This is a genomic window from Variovorax sp. Root434 (assembly GCF_001426595.1).
Classification (GTDB): Bacteria; Pseudomonadota; Gammaproteobacteria; order Burkholderiales; family Burkholderiaceae_C; genus Variovorax.
In genome coordinates this window covers 26,482-48,125 of the sequence record NZ_LMEK01000025.1, presented here as the reverse complement: position 1 = coordinate 48,125, position 21,644 = coordinate 26,482, and the positions used below count along the sequence as shown (strand labels likewise).

Annotated in this window: 21 protein-coding genes; 7 read left to right on the top strand and 14 right to left on the bottom strand. The window is 64.5% G+C overall.

What is annotated here, in order from left to right; genetic code table 11:
* Positions 1–230 precede the first annotated feature (230 nt).
* Together mhpT and ASD05_RS21165 are read left to right on the top strand one after the other, a co-directional pair.
* The gene (mhpT, locus tag ASD05_RS21170) at positions 231–1,463 is read left to right on the top strand and encodes a 3-(3-hydroxy-phenyl)propionate transporter MhpT (protein WP_056596705.1); all 1,233 of its coding nucleotides are present in this window, start codon (positions 231–233) and stop codon (positions 1,461–1,463) included.
* Positions 1,460–2,545, top strand: coding sequence for an acid phosphatase (locus ASD05_RS21165; protein ID WP_235508049.1), 1,086 nt, complete (start codon positions 1,460–1,462; stop codon positions 2,543–2,545). Before mhpT ends, ASD05_RS21165 begins: the two co-directional genes overlap by 4 nt.
* Before the next feature lie 240 nt (positions 2,546–2,785).
* Here the strand turns inward: ASD05_RS21165 and ASD05_RS21160 are convergent, their stop codons facing one another.
* Both ASD05_RS21160 and ASD05_RS21155 read right to left on the bottom strand, forming a co-directional pair.
* A complete protein-coding gene (locus tag ASD05_RS21160) occupies positions 2,786–3,376 on the bottom strand; it encodes a DUF308 domain-containing protein (protein ID WP_056596699.1) in 591 nt (196 codons plus the stop codon).
* 60 nt (positions 3,377–3,436) lie between these two features.
* The gene (locus ASD05_RS21155; RefSeq protein ID WP_056596696.1) at positions 3,437–4,060 is read right to left on the bottom strand and encodes a hypothetical protein; all 624 of its coding nucleotides are present in this window, start codon (positions 4,058–4,060) and stop codon (positions 3,437–3,439) included.
* A 137-nt stretch (positions 4,061–4,197) separates the two neighbouring features.
* On the opposite strand from ASD05_RS21155, the gene ASD05_RS21150 reads away from it, so the two are divergent.
* A complete protein-coding gene (locus tag ASD05_RS21150; RefSeq protein WP_056596693.1) occupies positions 4,198–4,893 on the top strand; it encodes a heavy metal response regulator transcription factor in 696 nt (231 codons plus the stop codon).
* Positions 4,894–4,922: 29 nt separating this feature from the next.
* Positions 4,923–6,287 carry a heavy metal sensor histidine kinase gene (locus tag ASD05_RS21145; RefSeq protein WP_056596690.1) on the top strand — a complete coding sequence of 455 codons (1,365 nt, stop codon included), beginning with the start codon at positions 4,923–4,925 and terminating at the stop codon, positions 6,285–6,287.
* A 104-nt stretch (positions 6,288–6,391) separates the two neighbouring features.
* Here ASD05_RS21145 and guaA read toward each other — a convergent pair whose 3' ends face one another.
* The 4 genes from guaA to guaB all read right to left on the bottom strand — a co-directional run bounded on the left by guaA (position 6,392) and on the right by guaB (position 10,336).
* Positions 6,392–8,008: a glutamine-hydrolyzing GMP synthase gene (gene guaA / locus ASD05_RS21140; RefSeq protein ID WP_056596688.1), complete on the bottom strand. Its 1,617-nt coding sequence runs from the start codon at positions 8,006–8,008 to the stop codon at positions 6,392–6,394.
* A 12-nt stretch (positions 8,009–8,020) separates the two neighbouring features.
* Entirely contained in the window at positions 8,021–8,440 is a 420-nt protein-coding gene (locus ASD05_RS21135) for a type II toxin-antitoxin system VapC family toxin (RefSeq protein WP_056596685.1), read from the bottom strand.
* Positions 8,441–8,451: 11 nt separating this feature from the next.
* Positions 8,452–8,700, bottom strand: a complete 249-nt coding sequence (locus tag ASD05_RS21130) for a type II toxin-antitoxin system Phd/YefM family antitoxin (protein ID WP_056596682.1) — start codon at positions 8,698–8,700, stop codon at positions 8,452–8,454.
* 166 nt (positions 8,701–8,866) lie between these two features.
* Positions 8,867–10,336, bottom strand: coding sequence for an IMP dehydrogenase (gene guaB, locus ASD05_RS21125; RefSeq protein WP_007832241.1), 1,470 nt, complete (start codon positions 10,334–10,336; stop codon positions 8,867–8,869).
* 128 nt (positions 10,337–10,464) lie between these two features.
* Between guaB and ASD05_RS21120 the strand changes: the two genes are divergently transcribed.
* Complete coding sequence (locus ASD05_RS21120) at positions 10,465–10,989, top strand: DUF4124 domain-containing protein (protein ID WP_056596679.1); 525 nt, start codon at positions 10,465–10,467, stop codon at positions 10,987–10,989.
* Between the two features lie 7 nt (positions 10,990–10,996).
* Here the strand turns inward: ASD05_RS21120 and ASD05_RS21115 are convergent, their stop codons facing one another.
* The gene (locus tag ASD05_RS21115; protein WP_056596676.1) at positions 10,997–11,335 is read right to left on the bottom strand and encodes an RnfH family protein; all 339 of its coding nucleotides are present in this window, start codon (positions 11,333–11,335) and stop codon (positions 10,997–10,999) included.
* On the bottom strand, positions 11,335–11,781 hold the full coding sequence (locus ASD05_RS21110) for a type II toxin-antitoxin system RatA family toxin (protein WP_056596673.1): 447 nt from the start codon (positions 11,779–11,781) through the stop codon (positions 11,335–11,337). The genes ASD05_RS21115 and ASD05_RS21110 overlap by 1 nt, the downstream gene beginning before the upstream one ends.
* A 63-nt stretch (positions 11,782–11,844) precedes the next feature.
* On the opposite strand from ASD05_RS21110, the gene smpB reads away from it, so the two are divergent.
* A complete protein-coding gene (gene smpB / locus ASD05_RS21105; protein ID WP_007832247.1) occupies positions 11,845–12,321 on the top strand; it encodes an SsrA-binding protein SmpB in 477 nt (158 codons plus the stop codon).
* Positions 12,322–12,500: 179 nt separating this feature from the next.
* Positions 12,501–12,896 carry an ATP-binding protein gene (locus ASD05_RS21100; RefSeq protein ID WP_056596670.1) on the top strand — a complete coding sequence of 132 codons (396 nt, stop codon included), beginning with the start codon at positions 12,501–12,503 and terminating at the stop codon, positions 12,894–12,896.
* Between the two features lie 99 nt (positions 12,897–12,995).
* Here the strand turns inward: ASD05_RS21100 and ASD05_RS21095 are convergent, their stop codons facing one another.
* Genes ASD05_RS21095 through nusA form a run of 6 tightly spaced genes read right to left on the bottom strand, consistent with a single transcriptional unit; the run spans position 12,996 to position 21,631 of the window.
* The gene (locus tag ASD05_RS21095) at positions 12,996–13,913 is read right to left on the bottom strand and encodes a DMT family transporter (protein WP_056596667.1); all 918 of its coding nucleotides are present in this window, start codon (positions 13,911–13,913) and stop codon (positions 12,996–12,998) included.
* A 25-nt stretch (positions 13,914–13,938) separates the two neighbouring features.
* The gene (gene typA / locus ASD05_RS21090; protein WP_056596664.1) at positions 13,939–15,777 is read right to left on the bottom strand and encodes a translational GTPase TypA; all 1,839 of its coding nucleotides are present in this window, start codon (positions 15,775–15,777) and stop codon (positions 13,939–13,941) included.
* A complete protein-coding gene (gene truB, locus ASD05_RS21085) occupies positions 15,774–16,730 on the bottom strand; it encodes a tRNA pseudouridine(55) synthase TruB (RefSeq protein ID WP_056596661.1) in 957 nt (318 codons plus the stop codon). Before truB ends, typA begins: the two co-directional genes overlap by 4 nt.
* A gap of 2 nt (positions 16,731–16,732) precedes the next feature.
* Positions 16,733–17,104, bottom strand: a complete 372-nt coding sequence (rbfA, locus tag ASD05_RS21080; RefSeq protein ID WP_007832256.1) for a 30S ribosome-binding factor RbfA — start codon at positions 17,102–17,104, stop codon at positions 16,733–16,735.
* A 21-nt stretch (positions 17,105–17,125) separates the two neighbouring features.
* Complete coding sequence (gene infB, locus ASD05_RS21075) at positions 17,126–20,113, bottom strand: translation initiation factor IF-2 (RefSeq protein ID WP_056596659.1); 2,988 nt, start codon at positions 20,111–20,113, stop codon at positions 17,126–17,128.
* Between the two features lie 24 nt (positions 20,114–20,137).
* Positions 20,138–21,631 carry a transcription termination factor NusA gene (gene nusA, locus ASD05_RS21070; RefSeq protein ID WP_056596656.1) on the bottom strand — a complete coding sequence of 498 codons (1,494 nt, stop codon included), beginning with the start codon at positions 21,629–21,631 and terminating at the stop codon, positions 20,138–20,140.
* Positions 21,632–21,644: the final 13 nt, after the last annotated feature.

Here is a 21,644-nt window from a genome sequence, read left to right as displayed (position 1 = left end):
TGAAACCATATTCCGACCTTCCAAAGCGAGGGAAAGCACCTACGGTCGAGCGCCGAATCCCGCTTGTATTGGTTATTTTTCATAACCACAATCCAGCCAGCGAAGAGCACACGATGACTGGCATCTCTTTCGCTGCGCCTGCCTTTGGATTGGAAAGGGCTCGAAGGCCCGACGAACTCCCGGCGCGCATTTCACCTGTGTCAGTCGCTATATAAATGGGAGCAACCTCAATGATCGAGACACATTCAAGCCCCGGCACACCGGGGCAACAATTCAAGACGCTGATACTGTGCTTCATCGTCGCGCTGCTGGAGGGCCTGGACCTGCAGGCCGCAGGCATCGCGGCAGGCGGCATTGGCAAGGAATTCCAATTGCTGCAACCGCAGATCGGTGCCATGTTCAGCGCCGGCCTGCTGGGGCTGCTGCCCAGCGCGCTGCTGGGCGGCTGGCTGTCGGACCGGATTGGCCGCAAGAAGGTGCTGGTGGTGTCGGTGCTGATCTTTGGCGTGTTTTCGCTGGCCACCACCCAAGTGTGGGACTTTCACAGCCTGCTGGCCGCCCGCTTCCTGACCGGACTGGGCCTGGGTGCGGCGTTGCCCATCCTGATTGCCATGTCGTCCGAGGCGGCCCAACCGCGCCACCGCAGCATCGCGGTCAGCATTACTTACGCCGGGGTGCCTCTGGGCGGTGCCGCTGCCGCCGTGCTGGGCATGGTCAACTTTGGCGGCGACTGGCGCGGCCTGTTCTACGTGGGCGGCGTGGTGCCCATCGCGATCGCCGTGTTGTTGATGCTGATGCTGCCCGAGTCGCAGGCCTACCAGTTGCGCCAGCAGCAAGCCGCCGCCACCCACCGGCCGGTGGCCACCGAAGGCGTGTCCGGCTTGTTTACGGGCGGCATGTGGAAGTCCACCTTGCTGCTGTGGCTGGCCAGCTTTTTCGTGCTGACCGTGCTGTACATGCTGCTGAACTGGCTACCCTCGCTGATGCAGGGCAAGGGCTTCAGCCGCGAGGACAGCAGCCTCGTGTCGCTGTTGTTCAACTTTGGCGGTGCCGCAGGCTCGTTGATGGTGGGACGGCTGATGGACTCGTCCGCCCGCGTCAAGACCGCAGTCTGCATTTACCTGGGCATGCTGTTGTCGCTTGCCGGGCTGGGCTGGGCTCAAGGTCTGCCGATGATGCTGCTCGCCGGGCTGGGTGCCGGGTTTTGCGCCACGGGCCGCCAACTGGTGCTGTACGCCATGGCCCCGGCGCTCTACCCCACCTCCATCCGTGGCACCGGCGTGGGCGCGTCCATCATGGTGGGCCGCCTGGGTGCCATCGGCGGCCCGCTGATCGCCGGACAGGTACTGGCCGCAGGCCTGGGCGTGGCGGGCGTGATGGCCGCCAGCGGCCCCGGCATCGTGGTCGCCGCTTTTGCCGCGCTGACCCTGGTCTGCGCACCCCAAAAGCAAACTGCGTATTGATCCGACCCAATAAGGTCGGCAACCTTCTACTCAAGACCGCGAACCTCGGCGCGTCGTACGACCTCGGCATGGTCGTCGAGCTTTTCGGCGATGTCTCGCACGTGAACAACGATTCAAACACCACGTCGCCACTTCCCACGACCTCGGCATCCGTCGCTCATTCGATTCCGTTCCGATTTACCGTTTCAAGAAATATTGGAGACCTTATGCGAATTCCCCCTTCCCTTCCCCTGCTCCTTGCCGCTCTTATGGCAAGCGCCTGTACCAGCACCGATCTGGCTCATCCAGGCGGTGCCATGTCTGCCGCGCCCCCCTCCATCAGCCCAAGCGCGGTTGGTGAATCTCGACCAGGCTCGGGCTTCCTCAAGGGCTACCTTGCGGCGGATGAACTGCCTGACAGCCTGGCGCTGCTGGCCGCTCCCCCCGCTGTCGGTTCTGCCGACCAGGAGGCCGACAATGCAGCCTTCCATGCGCTGCGTGCGCTGCAGAACAGCGCACGAGGAGAACTCGCCAGGGAGGATGCCAATCTCAAGTTCCCCCCGGCAGAACAGGTTTTTGCCTGCGCGCTGGGAGTTCCGGTCTCCGAGCAGGCCACACCGCATCTGAACATGTTGCTGCGGCGCGTGTTGACCGATGCGGCCGCCTCGACTTCCAAAGCAAAGAACAACTACAACCGGACGCGTCCATTTGTCGCATTCAAGGAAAGTAGCTGCACCCCGGAGGAAGAAGATTTTCTGCGCAAGAACGGTTCATACCCGTCAGGCCATGCGGCTGCCGGCTGGGCCCAGGCACTGGTGCTGGCGGAACTCGCGCCCGACCGCAGCAATGCGCTGCTGCAACGCGGACGGGCTTACGGGCAAAGCCGCGGAATCTGCGGTGCGCACTGGAAGAGCGATATCGAAGCCGGACGCCTGGTTGGCGCTGCAGCCGTGGCGCGGCTGCACACGAACCCGACGTTCATGGCGCAGTTCAACGCCGCGCGTGACGAAGTCAAAAAAGCCCGCACCCATGGCGCAAAACCAGCGCGTGACTGCACAGCGGAGGCGGCCTCGCTGGCGACGTCGAGCGCGTTGGCGCCCTGAGTGCCGGATCGCGGTAGCCGGCCAAGGCTTCAAGGTGGTGTCCCTGGCAGGAGCGCCCCGCGTGAAGCCTTGCGAACGATCGCCAGGCCGGAAAATTCGAATCTTCCGGTTTTCTTGATTTGAATTAAGACCACCTGTTATCGCGAACCGTGGCTTCCCTTTGGCCGTCTCGCGCATCTGGCGCACCTTCGGCTTGCATGCGAACTTGTCAAACCGGTCTTGCGCTGTCTGTGCAGATGATCAATTTCTGTTCTGGATGCTCGGGCCAATGCTCCGCATGTGACGCACCGTCAGCCATACGCCCGAAATCAGGAAGTAAAGCGCACCGACCCCCGCATAGCCGGCCACGTTCGCGATGGAGGGAGGCGTCTCCATTCGTGACTGGGCAATGAAGAAGCCACCTGCCAGAGCGGATTGGGCCCCGCTCAGGATCATCGTCCACTGCGCACCATGGCTTTTCCATCGCCGAACCGCCGTGCTCAGTTGAAGCAGGCCGGAAGCGATGGCCCATGCGCCGACGACCGCGATCACGGCACCCATTCCGGAATTCAATGCGACAAGTACCGCCGCCGTCGCAACGCCGCTCACCCCGACATTGATGCGTTGCGTGCGATTCTTCGCGAGACCGCCGCTGCGGGTCGCATCGATCCAGTTGGCGGTCGCATCCCATGCGGGATAGACAACCAGCAGCAGCGCCGCAATTGCGGGCACTTTGGTACCGACAGCGAAAGCAGCGGTTACCCAGACTATCGAGAACAAGGCGCGTAAGTAGTAGTAGCGCTTCAGCCACTGTTCCTGGTTGGCATCGGGGAGATCAAATGTTGTAGACATGGAAGTTGGCTCTCGTGTTGTTCTGAGGTCGCACGGCCGGCGCAGTGCCGGCCACTTCGCTTACATCGGCGGAACGACGCCGTCCTTGCCGACCACCAGACGTCCTGAGGACAGGCTGCCGTCGGCGCCCTTCTCTGCAGAGACGAACACGACTGCGCCGGCCTTGACGTCGTCCGAGGTTGCTTGAGTCAACGTCACGACAGGCGTACCCGTCGGGATCGCGATCTTCCTTTCCTGCCCGTGATACGTCACCGTGACGACGCCACCGTCGACCGACTTCACGGCGTTGGAAACCGTGGCATTGGTCATGGAGCTTTCCGGCTTGAGGTCCCATCCGAAGCTGCCTTCGCCCATGCCCTTCATCGCCGCCGGAAAGATCAGGACCTCCAGCGCGCCGTCGCCACCCTGTGCCCTGGGCAAGGACGCAATGCCGACGTAGTCGCCTTGCTTGATGTCGGAAATTGCTGCCTTGGCAACGCCGTTGGCAGTCCAGCCTTGCTTGAGTTTGATCGAGACGAAATTGCCTTCGCGGGCCTTCACTTCGAGTTGGTCGCCGTTGCGCGTGACGATCGTGCCGCGAACGCGCACTGTCGCCTCCGGGCCGGCCGCGAACGAGGCCGTGGGAATGACGATGGCCAGCGCGACGAGGCTGGCTGCGAAAAGCGAGTTGGGACGTTGATGCATGTGAATCTCCTTGAGATGTGTGAATGGGGCAAGGCGGTCGAGGAGACTTTAGGTATTCGCTCGCCGGTCGGGGGTGACAAGTCAATGACAAAAACGTCATGTCGTCCGTACCTCCGTCGAGGCGAGAATCCACTCGCATGAAGATCCTGGTCATCGAGGACGACCCCAAGACCGGCGAGTACCTGAAGAAGGGGCTCCGGGAAAGTGGCTACGCCGTGGACCTGTCACGCACCGGGCCCGACGGCCTCCACGCGGCGCTGAACAACGATTACGACCTTGTCGTTCTCGATGTGACGCTGCCTGGTATCGACGGCTGGCAGATCATGCCGGCGCTTCGCGAGAAGGGCGACATGCGCGTGCTGTTCCTGACCGCCCGAGACCAGCTGAGCGATCGCATCCGCGGCCTTGAACTTGGCGCAGACGACTACCTCGTCAAACCCTTCTCCTTCACCGAGCTCGTGCTGCGCATCCGCACACTGCTGCGACGCGGCGTCGCTCGCGATGCCGACATGTACCAGGTCGCCGACCTCAAGCTGGACGCTCTGCGACGCAAGGTCACGCGCGAGGGCGTGGAAATCGCGTTGACCAACAAGGAGTACCTGCTGCTGCACCTGCTGGTGAAGCGCCAGGGGGAGGCGCTCTCGCGTACGTTGATCGCCTCCGAAGTCTGGAACATGAACTTCGACAGCGACACCAACGTCGTCGATGTAGCGGTCAAGCGGTTGCGTGCCAAGATTGACCGGCCATTCGCGACGCCGTTGATACACACGGTGCGCAACGTGGGCTACGCCTTCGGCGATGCGCTCAACGACTTGGAAAGGAGCGCGGATTGAAGGGGCACTGGCTTCCGCAATCGCTCGCGATGCGGGTGACGCTGCTGTGCGGCTTGATCGCACTCTCGATGACGAGCATGCTCGGTGGCTACTTCTTTTTCTTCGCGCGAACCGCCATCACTGCGCATGCCGACGACCAGCTCATTGGGCGTGCCGAGCATTTCCGCCGGCTCGTTGGTGACGCGCGCACGATGCAAGACCTGCGCGATCGATCTCTGCTCTTCGAAGCCCTCCGGGGTGGGACCACCGACGTACTCATACTGCGCCGCGCTGGAGAGACTCCTTTCGTCGAGGTGAATCCGGATCGCGTGGAGGTGCCCGCTGCCGTGATGCTTGCGCCTGTTGGCCGACAGATGGTGGCGCAGGACGTGCTGCGGACGACCGACCATCCTCGGATGCATTGGGTGGCGGGCCTCGCCCGCTCGGGACAAGACGGAGAACTGGTGGAGGTGGTGGCCGGGCATCCCCTCGAGAGCGAGATGCGGATGATCGGCGAGAGTCGATTTCAGGTCATCCGAAGCACGCTGATGTCGATAGTCGCGTCTGTGCTGCTGGTCTACGTGGCGCTGCGCCATGGACTCCGTCCTCTGCGTCGTGTGTCGGAACAGGCAGCGCAAATACACCCGATCAACCTCGCCATTCGTTTTCCGGAACAGGACGCCCCGCGAGAACTAAGGGAAATGGTGGCCGTGTTCAACGCGATGCTCGACCGCATCTCCCAGGGTTACGACCGGTTGTCCCAGTTTTCGGCTGACCTCGCGCATGAAATTCGCACGCCGGTGGGAGCGATGATCGGGCAGACCCAAGTCGCGCTCAACCGCGTGCGCAGCCCAACCGAGTACCAGCAAGTGTTGGATTCGAACCTCGAGGAGATGAACCGCCTGAGCCTGATCGTGGACAACATCCTGTTCCTGGCCAGGGCCGATCATGCCGCGCTCGACATCGAGCGCGTGCCGCTTGCGATGGCTGACGAACTGCGGGGAATCGCCGACTATTTCGAAGGGCCTGCAGAAGAAGCCGGTTTGCAGTTCTCGGTACAGGCGAGCGGCTCCGTGCTGGCCAACGCGCCGCTGGCGCGCAGAGCCATTCACAATTTGGTCGTCAACGCGCTTCGCTACAGCACCATCAACACGACTGTGCGCCTGATCGGTACGCAGCACGAATCCGGTTCGACGATCGCTGTCGAAAACGACGGCATCCCCATTCCACCTGAGCAACTCGAGCGACTGTTCGACCGCTTCTATCGCGCCGACGCGACGCATGACCGTCCAGCCGAGTCCAGCGGGTTGGGATTGGCGATCGTCAAGGCCATCATGGGAATCCATCGCGGGGAGGCGCGTGTCTCGTGCTCCCCGACCGGAACAATTCGCTTCGAGCTTCGCTTTCCGAACTGAACGCGAGATCCGGCGGTCGCGATGCTGCCGGGCGTGGCGGTGGCCGGCGAAACGGTCACGCACTCGAGTGGATGACCGTTCGAATACCGCTCAACTTGCGTTCCTCACTCCCACTCGATCGTCGCCGGCGGCTTGCTCGACACGTCGTACGTCACGCGGTTGATCCCGCGCACCTCGTTGATGATCCGCCCCGACACCTTCTTGAGCAGCGCATAAGGCAGCTCCGCCCAGTCGGCGGTCATGAAGTCGCTGGTTTGCACGGCGCGCAATGCGACGACGTAGTCGTAGGTGCGGCCATCGCCCATCACGCCCACGCTCTTCACTGGCAGGAACACCGTAAAGGCCTGGCTCGTGAGGTCGTACCAGGTCTTGCCGCTTTCGTCCGTGAAGTTGCGCAGTTCCTCGATGAAGATCGCGTCGGCGCGGCGCAGCAGGTCGGCGTATTCCTTCTTCACTTCACCGAGGATTCGCACGCCCAGGCCGGGGCCGGGGAACGGATGGCGATACACCATCTCGGGCGGCAGGCCGAGCGCCACGCCGAGTTCGCGCACTTCGTCCTTGAACAGGTCGCGCAGCGGCTCGAGCAGCTTCAGGCCCAACTGCTCGGGCAGGCCGCCCACGTTGTGGTGGCTCTTGATGGTGACGGCCTTCTTGCTCTTGGCGCCGCCCGACTCGATGACGTCGGGGTAGATCGTGCCTTGGGCCAGGAAGGTCGCGCCCTTGTGGCCGCCGTCGCCGGCCTTGAGCTTGGCGGCTTCCTGCTTGAACACGGTGACGAACTCGCCGCCGATGATCTTGCGCTTGGCTTCGGGGTCGCTCACGCCGGCGAGCTTGCCGAGGAACAGGTCGCTGGCATCCACGCGAATCACCTTCGCATGCAGCTTGCCTTCGAACATCTCCATGACCATGTCGCCTTCGTTCAAGCGCAGCAGGCCATGGTCGACGAACACGCAGGTGAGCTGGTCGCCGATGGCGCGGTGGATCAGCGCGGCGGCCACGCTCGAATCGACGCCGCCTGAGAGGCCTAGGATGACTTCTTCATCGCCCACCTGTTCGCGGATCTTCTGCACCGCTTCAGCGATGTGATCGCGCATGACCCAGTCGGGCTTCGCTTCGCAGATGCCGAGCACGAAGCGCTCGATGATCGCCTTGCCCTGAACCGTGTGCGTCACTTCGGGGTGGAACTGCAGCGCGTAGTAGCGGCGCGCCTCGTCGGCCATGCCGGCGATGGGGCAGCTGTCGGTGCTGGCCATGAGCTTGAAGCCCGGAGGCAGTTCGGTGACCTTGTCGCCGTGGCTCATCCACACGTTGAGCATGCCGTGGCCTTCGGGCGTGGTGAAGTCCGAGATGTCCTTCAGCAGCGCGGTGTGGCCATGGGCACGCACAGCCGCGAAGCCGAACTCGCGCTTGTGGCCGCCTTCGACCTTGCCGCCGAGCTGATGCGCCATGGTCTGCATGCCGTAGCAGATGCCGAACACGGGCACCCCGAGGTCGAACACGGCTTGCGGGCACTTGTCGGTGGTTTCTTCGTACACGCTGGCATGGCTGCCCGACAGGATCACGCCCTTGAGGTGACCGTCGGCCGCGTATTCGCGCACCCATTCGTCGGTGACGTCGCAGGGGTGCACCTCGCTCAGCACGTGGGCTTCGCGCACGCGGCGTGCAATGAGTTGCGTGACTTGCGAGCCGAAGTCGAGGATGAGGATCTTGTCGTGTTGCATGGGCGTTGGGACTCAGAGCGTTGAAATGTCGAACAGCTTCACGCCCGCCTTGGGCGCTGCCTGGATGAGGTGCTCGTCGAAGGTGGCGAGCGGGAGATTGAGCGACTTGGCGAGCCAGAGGTAGCCGGCGTCGTAGAGCGACACGCCAACGTCGATGGCCACGGCGAGCACGGCCTTGTGCTGCGCGGGAGCGAGCTCATGCAGTTCGACGCGGTGGCGAATGGCGTCGAGCACACTCCACAGCCCTTCGACTGCCGACGTCGGAATGCGGCCGCTGCGCACGCCGTTGGCGAGGATGTTGGCGCACTCCCATTGCCAGGCATTGGGCGCCTGCGGCTCGACCTCGTCGCGGCGGATGGCGGCGTAGAGCTTGCGGGTGTGTTCGCTGGCCATGTCGGGCAGCAGCCAGGCGGAGGTAACCGAGGCGTCCATGACGAAGGCTGTCACGATTGGCGCCCTTCGTCGAGCAGCACGCGCAGTGGCAGACCCGGCTGGATGGCGGCGTGCAGCGCGTCGATCTGCCCGAGTTCGCGCTCGATCTGCTCGTCGGTGATGACCGGCTTGCGGCGCACCGGCAGCATGCGCACGACTTCCTTGCCGTGGCGGGTGATGCGAACCTCCTCGCCCCTTTCGACCGAGTCGATCAGGGCCGAGAAGTTGTTCTTGGCTTCAGCGATGCCGATGGATTGCATTTGGGCCAGAAAATCTGAATCTGGCCCAAATTCTAAACTAAGTCTGGCCCGACTTTCAAGGTCTGGCCAGAATGGGCTTCAGGCCGGCGCCGGGCCGCCCCAAGGCGGCCTGCGGCCCCCTCGGGGGGCAGCGACCCACACGCAGTGGGGGAGCGTGGGGGCCAGACTATTCAGCGCGGTAGTTCGGCGCTTCCTTCGTGATCTGCACGTCGTGGACGTGGCTCTCACGGATGCCGGCCGTGGTGATCTCGACGAACTCGGCCTTGTTCTGCATGTCGGCGATGGTGGCGCAGCCGCAGTAGCCCATGCTGGCACGCACGCCGCCGGCCATCTGGTAGACGATGGAGACGATCGAGCCCTTGTAGGGCACGCGGCCTTCGATGCCCTCGGGCACGAGCTTGTCGGTGTTCGGATTGCCGGTGGTCGATTCCTGGAAATACCGGTCGGCACTGCCCTGCTGCATCGCGCCGATGGAGCCCATGCCTCGGTAGCTTTTGTAGCTGCGGCCCTGGTACAGCACGATTTCGCCCGGCGCCTCTTCGGTACCGGCGAACATGCTGCCCATCATCACGGTGCTGGCGCCGGCCGCGATGGCCTTGGCGATGTCGCCCGAGTAGCGCACGCCGCCATCGGAGATCAGCGGAATGCCCGTGCCTTGCAGCGCGGTGGCGACGCTGTCGACCGCCATGATCTGCGGCACGCCCACGCCGGCCACGATGCGGGTGGTGCAGATGGAGCCAGGGCCAATTCCGACCTTCACCGCGTCGGCGCCGGCGTCGGCCAGTGCGCGCGCGGCATCGCCGGTGGCGATGTTGCCGCCGATGACGTCGACCTGCGGATAGTTCTTCTTGACCCATCGCACGCGCTCGATCACGCCGGCGCTGTGGCCGTGGGCGGTGTCGACCACGATGGCGTCGACGCCGGCCTTCACGAGGGCTTCGACGCGCTCTTCGGTGCCGTCACCCACACCGACCGCCGCGCCCACGCGCAGGCGGCCGTTGGCGTCGCGTGCGGCGTTGGGGAAGCTGGTCTGCTTGGTGATGTCCTTGACGGTGATCAGGCCCTTGAGCTCCCAGTCGCCGTTGATGACCAGCAGGCGCTCGAGCTTGTGCTTGTTCAGCAGCGCCTTGGCCTCGGCCAGCGTGGTGCCGTCGGGCACGGTGATGAGCCGGTCGCGCTGCGTCATGATTTCGCTGACGGGCACGTCGTAGCGGTTCTCGAAGCGCAGGTCGCGTCCCGTGACAATGCCAACCACCTTGCCGGCGTCGACCACCGGGAAGCCCGAGATGCCGAGCTGGTCGGACAGCGCCATCACCTGGCGCACCGAGTGCGTCGGCGTGATCACCACCGGGTCGCGCAGCACGCCCGACTCGTAGCGCTTCACGCGGGCCACTTCGGCGGCCTGCTGTTGCGCGGTGAGGTTCTTGTGCACGATCCCGATACCCCCCTCCTGCGCGATGGCGATCGCGAGGCGGGCTTCAGTCACGGTGTCCATGGCCGCCGAGACGAGCGGCAGGTTCAACGTGATGTTGCGGGAGAATTTGGTGGCGAGAGAGGTGTCCTTGGGCAGGACCTGGGAGAACGCTGGCACCAACAACACGTCGTCGAAGGTGAGCGCTTTGCCGAGAAGGCGCATGGGTGAAGCTCCAAAAGACGGATTGTAACGAGGCCCCCGACCCGTTTGCCGGGCCGGGCTTTTTCGAAGCGTTGCAAAACCACCCACCCCGCATGTTGCAAAAAGTAAGGCCCGGCTAAACTTCAGGGATGAAATTCGTGCACTGGCTGGTACTGGGATGTGTCGTTGCGCTGCCGCTGTCGGCGAGCGCGCAATGGCAATGGGTCGACAAGAACGGCAAGAAGGTCTTCAGCGATCAGGCGCCACCGCCCGATGTGCCGGAGAAGAACATCCTGCGCCGCGTGGGTCCTCCGCCGGTGTCGCGCGCGAATCCCAACGTCGATGCACCGCCCGCCGAAGGCGCGGCCGCGGAGGCTGGTGCACCTGCCAAGACGGCGGGCACGCCGAAGCCCACCGGCGTCGACAAGGAACTCGAGGAAAAGACCAAGAAAGCCGAGGCCGAGGAAGAGGCCAAGCGGGCTGCGGAAGAAGCCAAGGTTGCGAAGGCCAAGGCCGACAACTGCGCGCTCGCGCGCCAGGGCAAGGCCACGGTCGACAGCGGCATCCGCATTGCCAAGGTCAATGCGCAGGGCGAGCGCGAGATCATGGACGACGCTGCGCGCGCCGCCGAGCAGAAGCGCCTTCAGACGGTCATCAACAGCGACTGCAAGTAACCGGCGCTCAGTAGCCGGCTTTGCCGCCCTTGCGGCGATTCGCAAACAGGCCTGTGCCCCGAGCACCCTGACGCTGGAACCGCTGCCGGCGCGCCACCTTGGGGTCTACCTTGAGGGGACGGCACAGCTCGATGCGGTCGCCGTCCTTCAAGGCCTGCTCCCACTCGACCGCCCTGCCCCAGATGCCCGGGGTCATGGCGTGTCGCCAATCCAGATCCGGAAAGCGCAGGGAAAGATCGCTGGCCCGGACCGCATCGGCCAGCGTCGTGCCGGGCGCGAGCTGCAGGACCTGCTCGAACACCTCGCGCGCCGCCGGCGAGCAGCTCAGCGTGACCTCGATGATCATCAGGACGAGCCGTAGACCTGCTCGGCGCGCTTGACGAACGCCTCGACCAGGCTGGAGGCGATGGTGTCGAACACCGGCCCCACCAGTGCCTGCAGGGCGAAGTTGCTGAAGCCGTAGCTCATGTGCAGCTCAACGCGGCAGGCGCGCTCGCCTTGCTCGCCCACAGGCACGAACTTCCACTTGCCATCGAGGTTGGAGAATGGCCCGTCGACCAGCTTCAGCTGCACCTCGCGCCCCGGCACGTGCGAGTTGCGGGTCGTGAAGCTCTGGTGCAAACCGGCGAATGCCAGACCGACTTCGGCCGTCATGCCGGCCTCGTCCTCCTCGAGAATGCGGGCCTTGTCGCACCACGGAAGAAACTGCGGATACCTCGCCACATCGGTGACGAGCGCATACATCTCTTCGGCGCTGTACCAGATGAGGACGGACTTGTTGACTGTTTTCATAGAATCGGCACAGCGTGCGCGACGGATTGTATTGAAGCCATGCAGCCCCCACATTCCCGAGTCATGGCCACAAAGAAACAAGATACCTCCTCCCGCATCGCCGACAACAAGAAGGCCGCGTACAACTATTTCTTCGAAGAGCGCTTCGAGGCCGGCATGGTCCTCGAAGGCTGGGAAGTCAAATCGCTGCGCGAAGGCAAGGTGCAGCTCACCGACGGCTACGTGGTGATCCGCAACGGCGAACTGTTCGTCGTCGGCTGCCAGATCAACCCGCTCAAGAGTGCATCCACCCACGTCAATCCCGATTCGGTCCGCACCAAGAAGCTGCTGCTGAAGAAGGACGAAATCCGTCGCCTGATAGGCAAGGTCGAGCAAAAAGGCTACACGCTGGTGCCGCTCAACCTGCACTGGAAAGCCGGCAAGGTGAAGTGCGAGATCGCCCTCGCCAAAGGCAAGGCCGAGCACGACAAGCGCGACACCATCAAGGACCGCGAAGGCAAGCGCGAGGTCGAGCGCGCGATGAAGAACCGCAGCCGCTGAGTCTTTTCCCGCAGGCGCCATCTCCGGCAGGTGGCCGCACCGCCCTTTTGCTCGAACTCGCGACCCCGGCCTACCGCAATTTGTCGTGCCGACCGCATAAACTGCCGGCTCGCGCAATCATCTCGCCTGGCCTGTCACCAAGCTCGTTGTCGCGATTTTTCAACTGAAGGAGAAACTGCATGAAATTGCTCAGCGCCTCGATCCTCGCGGCGGCCCTGCTCGCCGGCTGCGGCGGCATGTCCAACAAGACCGCCAGCGCGCCCGACACGCCCACCCGCACCGCTGACGGCGTGCTGGTCGGACCGAACGGGATGACGCTGTACACCTTCGCCAAGGACACCGCGGGCTCCGGCACCTCCGCCTGCAACGCCCAGTGCGCCACCAACTGGCCCGCGCTCGGCGTGGCCGACGCCGCCAAGCCCATCGGCGGCTACACCATCATCATTCGCGAAGACGGCAAGCGCCAGTGGGCCTACAAGGGCTGGCCGCTGTACTACTGGTCGAAGGATGCCAAGCCCGGCGACAAGACCGGCGACGGCGTCCTGAACGGCGCCTGGAAGGTCGCCCGTCCCTGATCCCCTGCGGATCTGACGCAAGAACGCCGGCATCTGCCGGCGTTTTTTTCTGGTTTTCGCGGTGTGGAGGCCCGCGCCGCACGCGGCAGAACCGGTTCCTCAGTGGGCGCCCGGCACCGCGATGTCAGAGATCGTGGTGCGCCGCCCGCGCAATGCCAGCAGTTCGTTGAACACCAGCGCGCCGATGACCAGCACCCCGCCGGTCAGCACGCTCGCTGCAGGCCGCTCTCCCGCGCCGATCCAGGCCAGCGCGATCCCGAAGATCACCTCCAGCAAGGCCAGCAACGCGACCTCAGGCGCCTTCAGCACCTGGGCGCACAGCACCGAGAGCACACAGGGAATGGCGAGCTGGAACACGCCCAGGAAAGCCAGCAGCCCGAGATCATGCGCATCGGCCCTGAAGGGCCAGGCGAAGGGCAACGTGAACAGCGCCGAGAGCACCGCACCAATCAGCACGGCAGGTACCAGGTCGATCCTGTGACCCTTGGCTTGCGCGTGCTGAACCACGGTCCAGTTGGTCGCGCCGGCCAAAGGCACGCACAGCGCAACGAGCGTGCCGGCCAGTGAAGCGCCGCCACCCTGCAGCAGTTGCGTGCCGTACATCCAGCCGATGCCGGCCCCCGCGACCACGATGGCCAGCCAGGTGCGCGCGGGCAGCCGATGCCCGATGAAAAAGCGCGCAGCCAGCGCAGTGAACAGCGGCCCGAGCGACATCGTGACGAGCACGCTGGCCGTCGAAGCCAGCGTGAGCGCGACCATGAAGGCCGTGAACATCACGGCCCAGCACACGCCGGAAATCCAGAGTTCGCGCCCGGCATGACGCAACTGCGAGAACACCGCGCGCCCCCGCCAAAGCGGCAAGATCACCAGCAGCGCCAGCATCGTGAAGAAGCTGCGCCAGAAGGTGATCTCGAAACTGTGCGCCTGCGCGAGGTGCCGCGTGACGACGCCCGCCGTGCCCCACATCAGGGTCACGACGGCCATCAGCCAGACAGCGCTGCCGTGCGTCAGGCGCATGAAGGGGGCTGCAATCCGAAAGCGATCAGCCCTGCGACGTGTCGCGGCCTGCGCGCTTGCGCTCGTGTTCCTTCAGGTAGCGCTTGCGCAGGCGCACGCTCTTGGGCGTGATTTCGACCAGCTCGTCGTCCTCGATGAATTCCACGCCGTATTCGAGCGTGAGTTCGATCGGAGGCGTGATCTTGATCGCGTCTTCCTTGCCCGAGACGCGGAAGTTCGTCAGCTGCTTGGTGCGCGTGGCGTTCACCACCAGGTCGTTGTCGCGGCTGTGGATGCCGACGATCATGCCTTCGTACACCGGGTCGTTCGCCTTCACGAACATGCGGCCGCGATCGTCGAGCTTGCCCAGGGCGTAGGTGAAGATTTCACCGTCGTCCATGGAGATCAGCACGCCGTTCTTGCGGCTGCCGATCTCGCCCTTGTGCGGCTCGTAGCTGTCGAAGATGTTGCTGATGAGGCCCGAACCGCGCGTCAGGTTCAGGAACTCGTTCGTGAAGCCGATCAGGCCACGCGCCGGAATGCGGTACTCGAGGCGCACGCGGCCGCGGCCGTCCGGTTCCATGTTGACGAGTTCGCCCTTGCGCTCGCCCAGTGCCTGCATCACGCCGCCCTGGTGCTGTTCTTCGATGTCGGCCGTGACCAGCTCGATGGGTTCGTGCTTTTCGCCATTGACGTTGCGGAACACCACGCGCGGCTTCGACACGGCCATTTCATAGCCTTCGCGACGCATGTTTTCCAGCAGGATGGTCAGGTGCAGTTCGCCGCGGCCCATGACTTCGAAGACGCCCTCTTCGTCGGTCTCGTTCACGCGCAGCGCCACGTTGTGCTGCAGTTCCTTCTGCAGGCGGTCCCAGATCTGGCGGCTGGTGACGTACTTGCCTTCGCGGCCAGCCAGCGGGCTGGTGTTGACGCAGAAATTCATGGTCAGGGTCGGTTCGTCGACCTTGAGCATCGGCAGCGGCGCCGGGTTGGCAGCGTCGGTCACGGTAACGCCGATGCCGATGTCGGCGATGCCGTTGATCAGCACGATCTCGCCGGGGCCGGCTTCGGTCGCCTGCACGCGGTCCAGGCCCTGGAAGGTCAGCACCTGGTTGACGCGGCCCTTCACGGCCTTGCCGTCCGGACCTTCCATCACGATCACGTCGGCCATCGGCTTCAGCGTGCCCTGGCTGATGCGGCCCACGCCGATGCGGCCGACGAAGGTCGAGAAGTCGAGCGCGGAAATCTGCAGTTGCAGTGGCGCAGCGGGGTCGCCCTTTTGCGACGGCACGTGCTTCAGAATGGTGTTGAACAGGGCCGACATGTCGGGGCCCCACTGCTCGCCCTGTGCGCCTTCTTCCAGCGACGACCAGCCGTTGATGCCCGAGGCGTACACCACGGGGAAATCCAGCTGCTCGTCGGTTGCGCCGAGCTTGTCGAACAGGTCGAAGGCGGCATTGACCACCTTGTCAGGGTTCGCGCCGGGCTTGTCGACCTTGTTCACCACGAGGATGGGCTTCAGGCCCAGGGCCAGCGCCTTCTTGGTCACGAAGCGCGTCTGCGGCATCGGACCTTCCTGCGCGTCGATCAGCAGCACCACGCCGTCGACCATCGACAGCGCGCGTTCCACTTCACCGCCGAAGTCCGCGTGGCCCGGGGTGTCGACGATGTTAATGTGCGTGCCTTCCCAGGTCACGGCGCAGTTCTTGGCCAGGATCGTGATGCCACGTTCCTTTTCGATGGCGTTGTTGTCCATCACCGTGTCGACCACTTTTTCGTGCTCGGCGAAGGTGCCCGACTGGCGCAGCAACTGGTCAACCATCGTGGTCTTGCCATGGTCAACGTGGGCAATGATGGCGATATTGCGGATTTGCTTGGTACTCATGGTGTCGCTTCGGTCTGTTGTGCGTTCAAAAGAATTTGCTGGATTTCGATGGGGTTCAGCAAGCGCCCCGGTATCAGTTCGCCGGCCGTGACGTGGGCCGTGCCGAGGAAGGCAGGTGGATCGGTGCCGAACACGGCCACCTCGCTCGCATCGGCCCAACTGCCACGGCGGCGCAGGCCCGAGAGAAAACGTGCCGAATCTTCCGCGCCGAGCGTGACGCGGCTGTGGCCGTCCACCAAGGTTTCGGCAGGCAGGAGCTGTGCCAGACGCTCCTCCTCGTCCATGGCTTCAAGCGCCTCGAGCGTGATGCACTGGGCTTCGACGAAACCGCCCGTGGCGATGCGGCGCAGCGAGGTCAGGTGCGCACCGCAGCCCAGCGCCTCGCCGATGTCTTCGCCGAGGGTGCGGATGTAGGTGCCCTTGCTGACGGCGGCAAGGATGCGGATCGTGTTGTCATCGATGGCGGCGAGTTCGAGCTTGTGGATCACCACGTCGCGCGGCGCGCGCTCGACTTCGATGCCTTCGCGGGCGTACTCGTACAGGGCCTTGCCGTCTTTCTTGAGCGCGCTGTGCATCGGGGGCACCTGGCGGATCGAGCCTGTGAACTGCGCTTCCACGCGCGCCAGGTCTTCCGACGTGACGTGCACAGGCCGCTCGGCGATCACGTCGCCTTCGGCATCGCCGGTCGCGGTCTTGACGCCAAGACGGGCCGTGGCCTCGTAGGTCTTGTCGGCATCAAGGTGAAGTTGGCTGAATTTGGTGGCCGCGCCAAAGCACAGCGGCAGGACTCCCGTGGCGAGCGGATCGAGCGTGCCGGTATGGCCCGCCTTTTCGGCGCGCAGCAACCACTTGGCCTTCTGCAAGGCCTGGTTGCTGGAGAGTCCCAGCGGCTTGTCGAGCAACAACACCCCATGCACAGGGCGCCGCTGCACCCTTGTGCGTGGCGCGTTCATGGCTAGTCGTCTTTCGAGCGCGAAGCGACGGCCTGCGCGATAAGCGCGTTCATGTCGGCCGCACGCTCGGTGGTGCGGTCGAACAGGAAGTGCAGCGTGGGCACGGTGTGGATATGCAGGCGCTTGAACAGGCCATTGCGCAGGAATCCCGCGGCCTGGTTCAGCGCTTCGGTGGTCTCGTCCACGTCGCCCGTGAGCAGGCTGAAGAAGACCTTCGCGTGCGCATAGTCCGGCGTGACCTCGACCGCCTGGATCGTGACCATGCCCACGCGCGGGTCCTTCAACTCGCGCGCGATCAGCTCCGTCAGATCGCGCTGGATCTGGTCGGCAACCTTGAACGCGCGGTTTGGGGCGGCGGCTTTTCTTTTCGGCATGGACTCTCTCGCTTCGAACGCTTACAGCGTCCGGGCGATTTCCTTGATTTCGAAGAATTCGAGCTGATCGCCTTCTTTGATGTCGTTGTAGTTCTTGAGCTTGATACCGCACTCAAAACCTTCGCGGACTTCGCGCACATCGTCCTTCATGCGCTTGATCGAGTCGACTTCGCCGGTGTAGACCACCACGTTGTCGCGCAGCAGGCGGAAATGCGCACTGCGGTTGACCGAGCCCGAGGTGATGTACGAACCCGCGACCGTACCGATCTTCGAGGCCACGAACACCGTGCGGATCTCGGCCGAGCCGATGATTTCCTCGCGGCGCTCCGGCGCCAGCATGCCCGACATCGCGACCTTGATCTCGTCCACGGCGTCGTAAATGATGCTGTAGTAGTTCAGCTGCACGCCGTTGCCTTCGGCCAGCTTGCGCGCACCGGCATCGGCACGCACGTTGAAGCCGATCACGACCGCCTTGGAGGCGATGGCGAGGTTGATGTCGCTTTCGCTGATACCACCCACGCCCGCGTACACCACCTGCACCTTGACCTCGTCCGTCGCCAGCTTGAGCAGCGATTGCGCCAGCGCTTCCTGCGAGCCCTGCACGTCGGCCTTGATGATGATGCGCAGCGTCTGCACTTCGCCGGCCGACAGGTCGGTGAACATGTTCTGCAGGTTCGCGGCTTGCGCCTTCGCCAGCTTGGTGTTGCGGAACTTGCCGGCACGGTAGGTGGCGATTTCGCGCGCACGGCGCTCGTCGCTCATCACCATGAACTCGTCGCCAGCCTGTGGCACTTCGGTCAGGCCCTGGATTTCGACCGGGATCGACGGGCCCGCGGCCTTGGTCGACTTGCCGTCTTCGTCCAGCATGGCGCGCACGCGGCCATAGGTCGAGCCAGCCAGCACCACGTCGCCGGTCTTGAGCGTGCCGGACTGAACCAGCACGGTGGCGACCGGGCCGCGGCCCTTGTCGAGCTGGGCCTCGATGACCAGGCCCTTGGCGGCGGCATCCACCGGCGCCTTGAGTTCCAGCACTTCGGCCTGCAGCAGCACCTGCTCGAGCAGGTCGTCGATGCCCTGGCCCGTCTTGGCGGACACCGGCACGAACGGCACGTCGCCGCCGTACTCTTCGGGCACGACTTCTTCGGCCACCAGTTCCTGCTTCACGCGGTCCGGGCTGGCATCGGGCTTGTCGATCTTGTTGATCGCAACCACGATCGGCACACCTGCCGCCTTTGCGTGCTTGATGGCTTCCTTGGTCTGGGGCATGACGCCGTCGTCGGCCGCCACCACCAGGATCACGATGTCGGTGGCCTGCGCACCGCGGGCACGCATGGCCGTGAAGGCCTCGTGACCCGGGGTGTCGAGGAAGGACACCATGCCGCGTTCGGTTTGCACGTGGTACGCGCCGATGTGCTGCGTGATGCCGCCGGCTTCGCCCGCGGCGACCTTGGCGCGGCGGATGTAGTCGAGCAGCGAGGTCTTGCCATGGTCGACGTGGCCCATGACGGTCACGACCGGTGCGCGCGGCAGGGCTTCGGCGGTTTGCGCCGACACGTCCTCGTCGGTGAAGGCTTCCGGATCGTCCAGCGCGGCAACCACGGCGTTGTGACCCATGTCCTCCACGATGATCATCGCGGTGTCCTGGTCGAGCGACTGGTTGATGGTCGCCATCATGCCGAGCTTCATCAGCTGCTTGATGACTTCCTGCGCCTTGACGGCCATCTTGTGCGCGAGCTCGGCCACGGTGATGGTTTCGGGCACGTGCACTTCGAGCACGCGTGCCTCGACCGGTGCGGCCGGTGCGTGCTGCTCGTCATGACCGCCACGGTCGTTGCCGCGACGCCCACGCGGGCCTCCGCGCCAATTGCCGCGACCGACACCGCCGCTGGCATCGCCGCGGGTCTTGATTTCCTTTTTCTTGGCGGGATCGCCAGCCCAGCTCGACGAGAGCTTCGCGGACTTGACTTCCTTGCCGGCACCGGCGGCACCGGGTGCTGCTGCAGCGCCGGGCGCGGCAGGCGCGCCGGGGCGCGCTGCAGGTGCAGCCGGCTTGTGCAGCGTGCCCTTGACCGCGGCCTTCTCGGGCTGCGGCTTCTCGGGCGCCTTGTGCGGCACCAGCACGCGGGCCGGTGCGTTCATCATGGCGCGGATGGCTTCGGCTTCGGCGAGGGCCTTGCGGCGCCGCTCGTCGAGGTCCTTGGCGCGCGCAGCTTCCTCGTCGGCACGGGCCTTCGATTCGGCCGCAGCCTTGGCCTTCGCGTCTTCCTTGGCCTGCATCGCAGCGGTCTGCGCGGCGAGCTTGGTGTCGGCAGCCTGCTGCGCCGCGGCGGCGGCAGCAACATCAGCCGCTGTCGCTGCGGGCGCTGGCGCCACGGCCGGCGCGGCGGCTGACCTGGCGGCGGCGTTCACTGCCGCGGCTTCCGCGATGGCGGCAGCCTTCTTTTCGGCGGCGATGCGTGCGGCTTCCTGCTCGGCTTGTTCGGCGCGTTCGGCTTTTTCAGCCTGTTCGCGTTCACGTGCTTCGGTTTCTTCACGCAGGCGGCGCTTTTCGGCCAGCTCTTCTTCCTGGCGGCGGATCAGCTCGGCCTGGCGGCGCGCTTCTTCCTCGCGGCGGGCCAGTTCGGCTTCATCGACGCGGGGTGCGGCCGGCGGGGCTGCCGGGGCTTCGGCAGCTTGCTGCGCGTGTTCGGGGGTGGCCGGATGACCATCCTCGCGCTGGATGAAGGTGCGCTTCTTGCGCACCTCCACCTGGATGGTGCGGGCGCGGCCGGTGGCGTCGGCCTGCTTGATCTCGCTGGTCGACTTCTTGGTCAGCGTGATCTTCTTGCGCTCGGGCTCGACGGTGCCGTGGCTGGCCTTCAGATGGCCGAGCAGGCGCTGCTTGTCAGCCTCGGTGAGTGCATCGGTGGCGGCCGCTTTGGGCACGCCTGCGCTCTTGAGCTGGTCAAGCAAGGTTTCGGGAGTCTTCTTGAGCTCGTTCGCGAACTCGGCGACAGTGGTACTGGACATATTGGTTTCGTGCCTCCATGACCGTCACTCTTGGCCAGCGAACCAGTGTTCGCGGGCTTTCAAGATGAGGGCTTTGGCGTCATCGGCGCTCTGGCCGGTGATCTCGGTGAGTTCATCGACCGCGAGGTCGGCAAGGTCGTCACGGGTGTTCACACCCGCTTCGGTCAGCTTGGGAATCAGCTCGGGGTCCAGGCCTTCGAGATCGTGCAGGTCTTGCGACACTGCCGATTGGGGCTCGACACCCTCTTCCTTGGCGATTTCCATGGTCAGCAGCGCATCCTTGGCACGCGAGCGCAGCTCATTGATGGTGTCTTCGTCGAAGGCCTCGATCTCCAGCATTTCGGAGATCGGCACGTAGGCCACCTCTTCGAGGCTGTTGAAGCCTTCGGAAATGAGGATGTCGGCAATTTCTTCGTCGACGTCGAGCTTTTCCATGAAGAGCTTGCGGCTGGCGTCGGTTTCGCTTGCCTGCTTCTGGGCCGACTCGTTGGCGTCCATGATGTTGATCTTCCAACCGGTGAGGTCGGAAGCCAGGCGCACGTTCTGGCCACCGCGGCCGATGGCGATCGCGAGGTTTTCCTCGTCGACCACCACGTCCATGGCGTGCTTTTCTTCGTCCACCACGATGGACGACACGTTGGCCGGGGCCAGCGCACCGATCACGAACTGGGCCGGATCTTCGCTCCACAGCACGATGTCCACGCGCTCGCCGGCGAGCTCGTTGGTCACGGCGTTGACGCGCGTGCCGCGCACACCGACGCAGGTGCCGATCGGGTCGACACGCTTGTCGTGCGAGAGCACGGCGATCTTGGCGCGCGAACCGGGGTCGCGGGCACAGCTCTTGATTTCGAGCAGGCCTTGTTCGATCTCGGGCACTTCCTGGCGGAACAGCTCGATCATGAACTCGGGAGCCGAGCGCGAAAGAATGATGGGCGCGCCGCGCAGCGTCAGGTCGACTTCCATGATCATGGCGCGCACGCGGTCGCCATTGCGCAGGTTTTCCTTGGCGATCATCTCGCTGCGGCGCAGGCGGCCTTCGACGCGGCCGGCCTCGACGATGATGTCGCCCTTGTCCAGGCGCTTGACGGTGCCCACGAAGATCTTGTCGCCGCGCGACATGAAGTCGTTGAGCAGCATCTCGCGCTCGGCGTCGCGGATCTTCTGCAGGATGACCTGCTTGGCGGCCATGGCGCCGATGCGGCCGATCGGCACCGAGTCCACCGCTTCCTCGATGTACTCGCCGACTTCGATGTCCGACATTTCCTCCTTGGCTTCGAACAGGAGGATTTCCTGGTCGGGCAGCTGCAGGCCGGCCTCGTCGGGCACGACATGCCAACGGCGGAAGGTCTCGTAGTCGCCGCTGTCGCGATCGACCGCGACGCGGATGTCCACGTCGCCCTGATGGAGCTTCTTGGTGGCTTGCGCCAGTGCGGATTCGACCGCGCCGAAGACGACGTCACGTTCGACGTTCTTCTCGCGCGAGATCGCATCCACCAACATCAACATTTCGCGATTCATGCCACCACTCCTC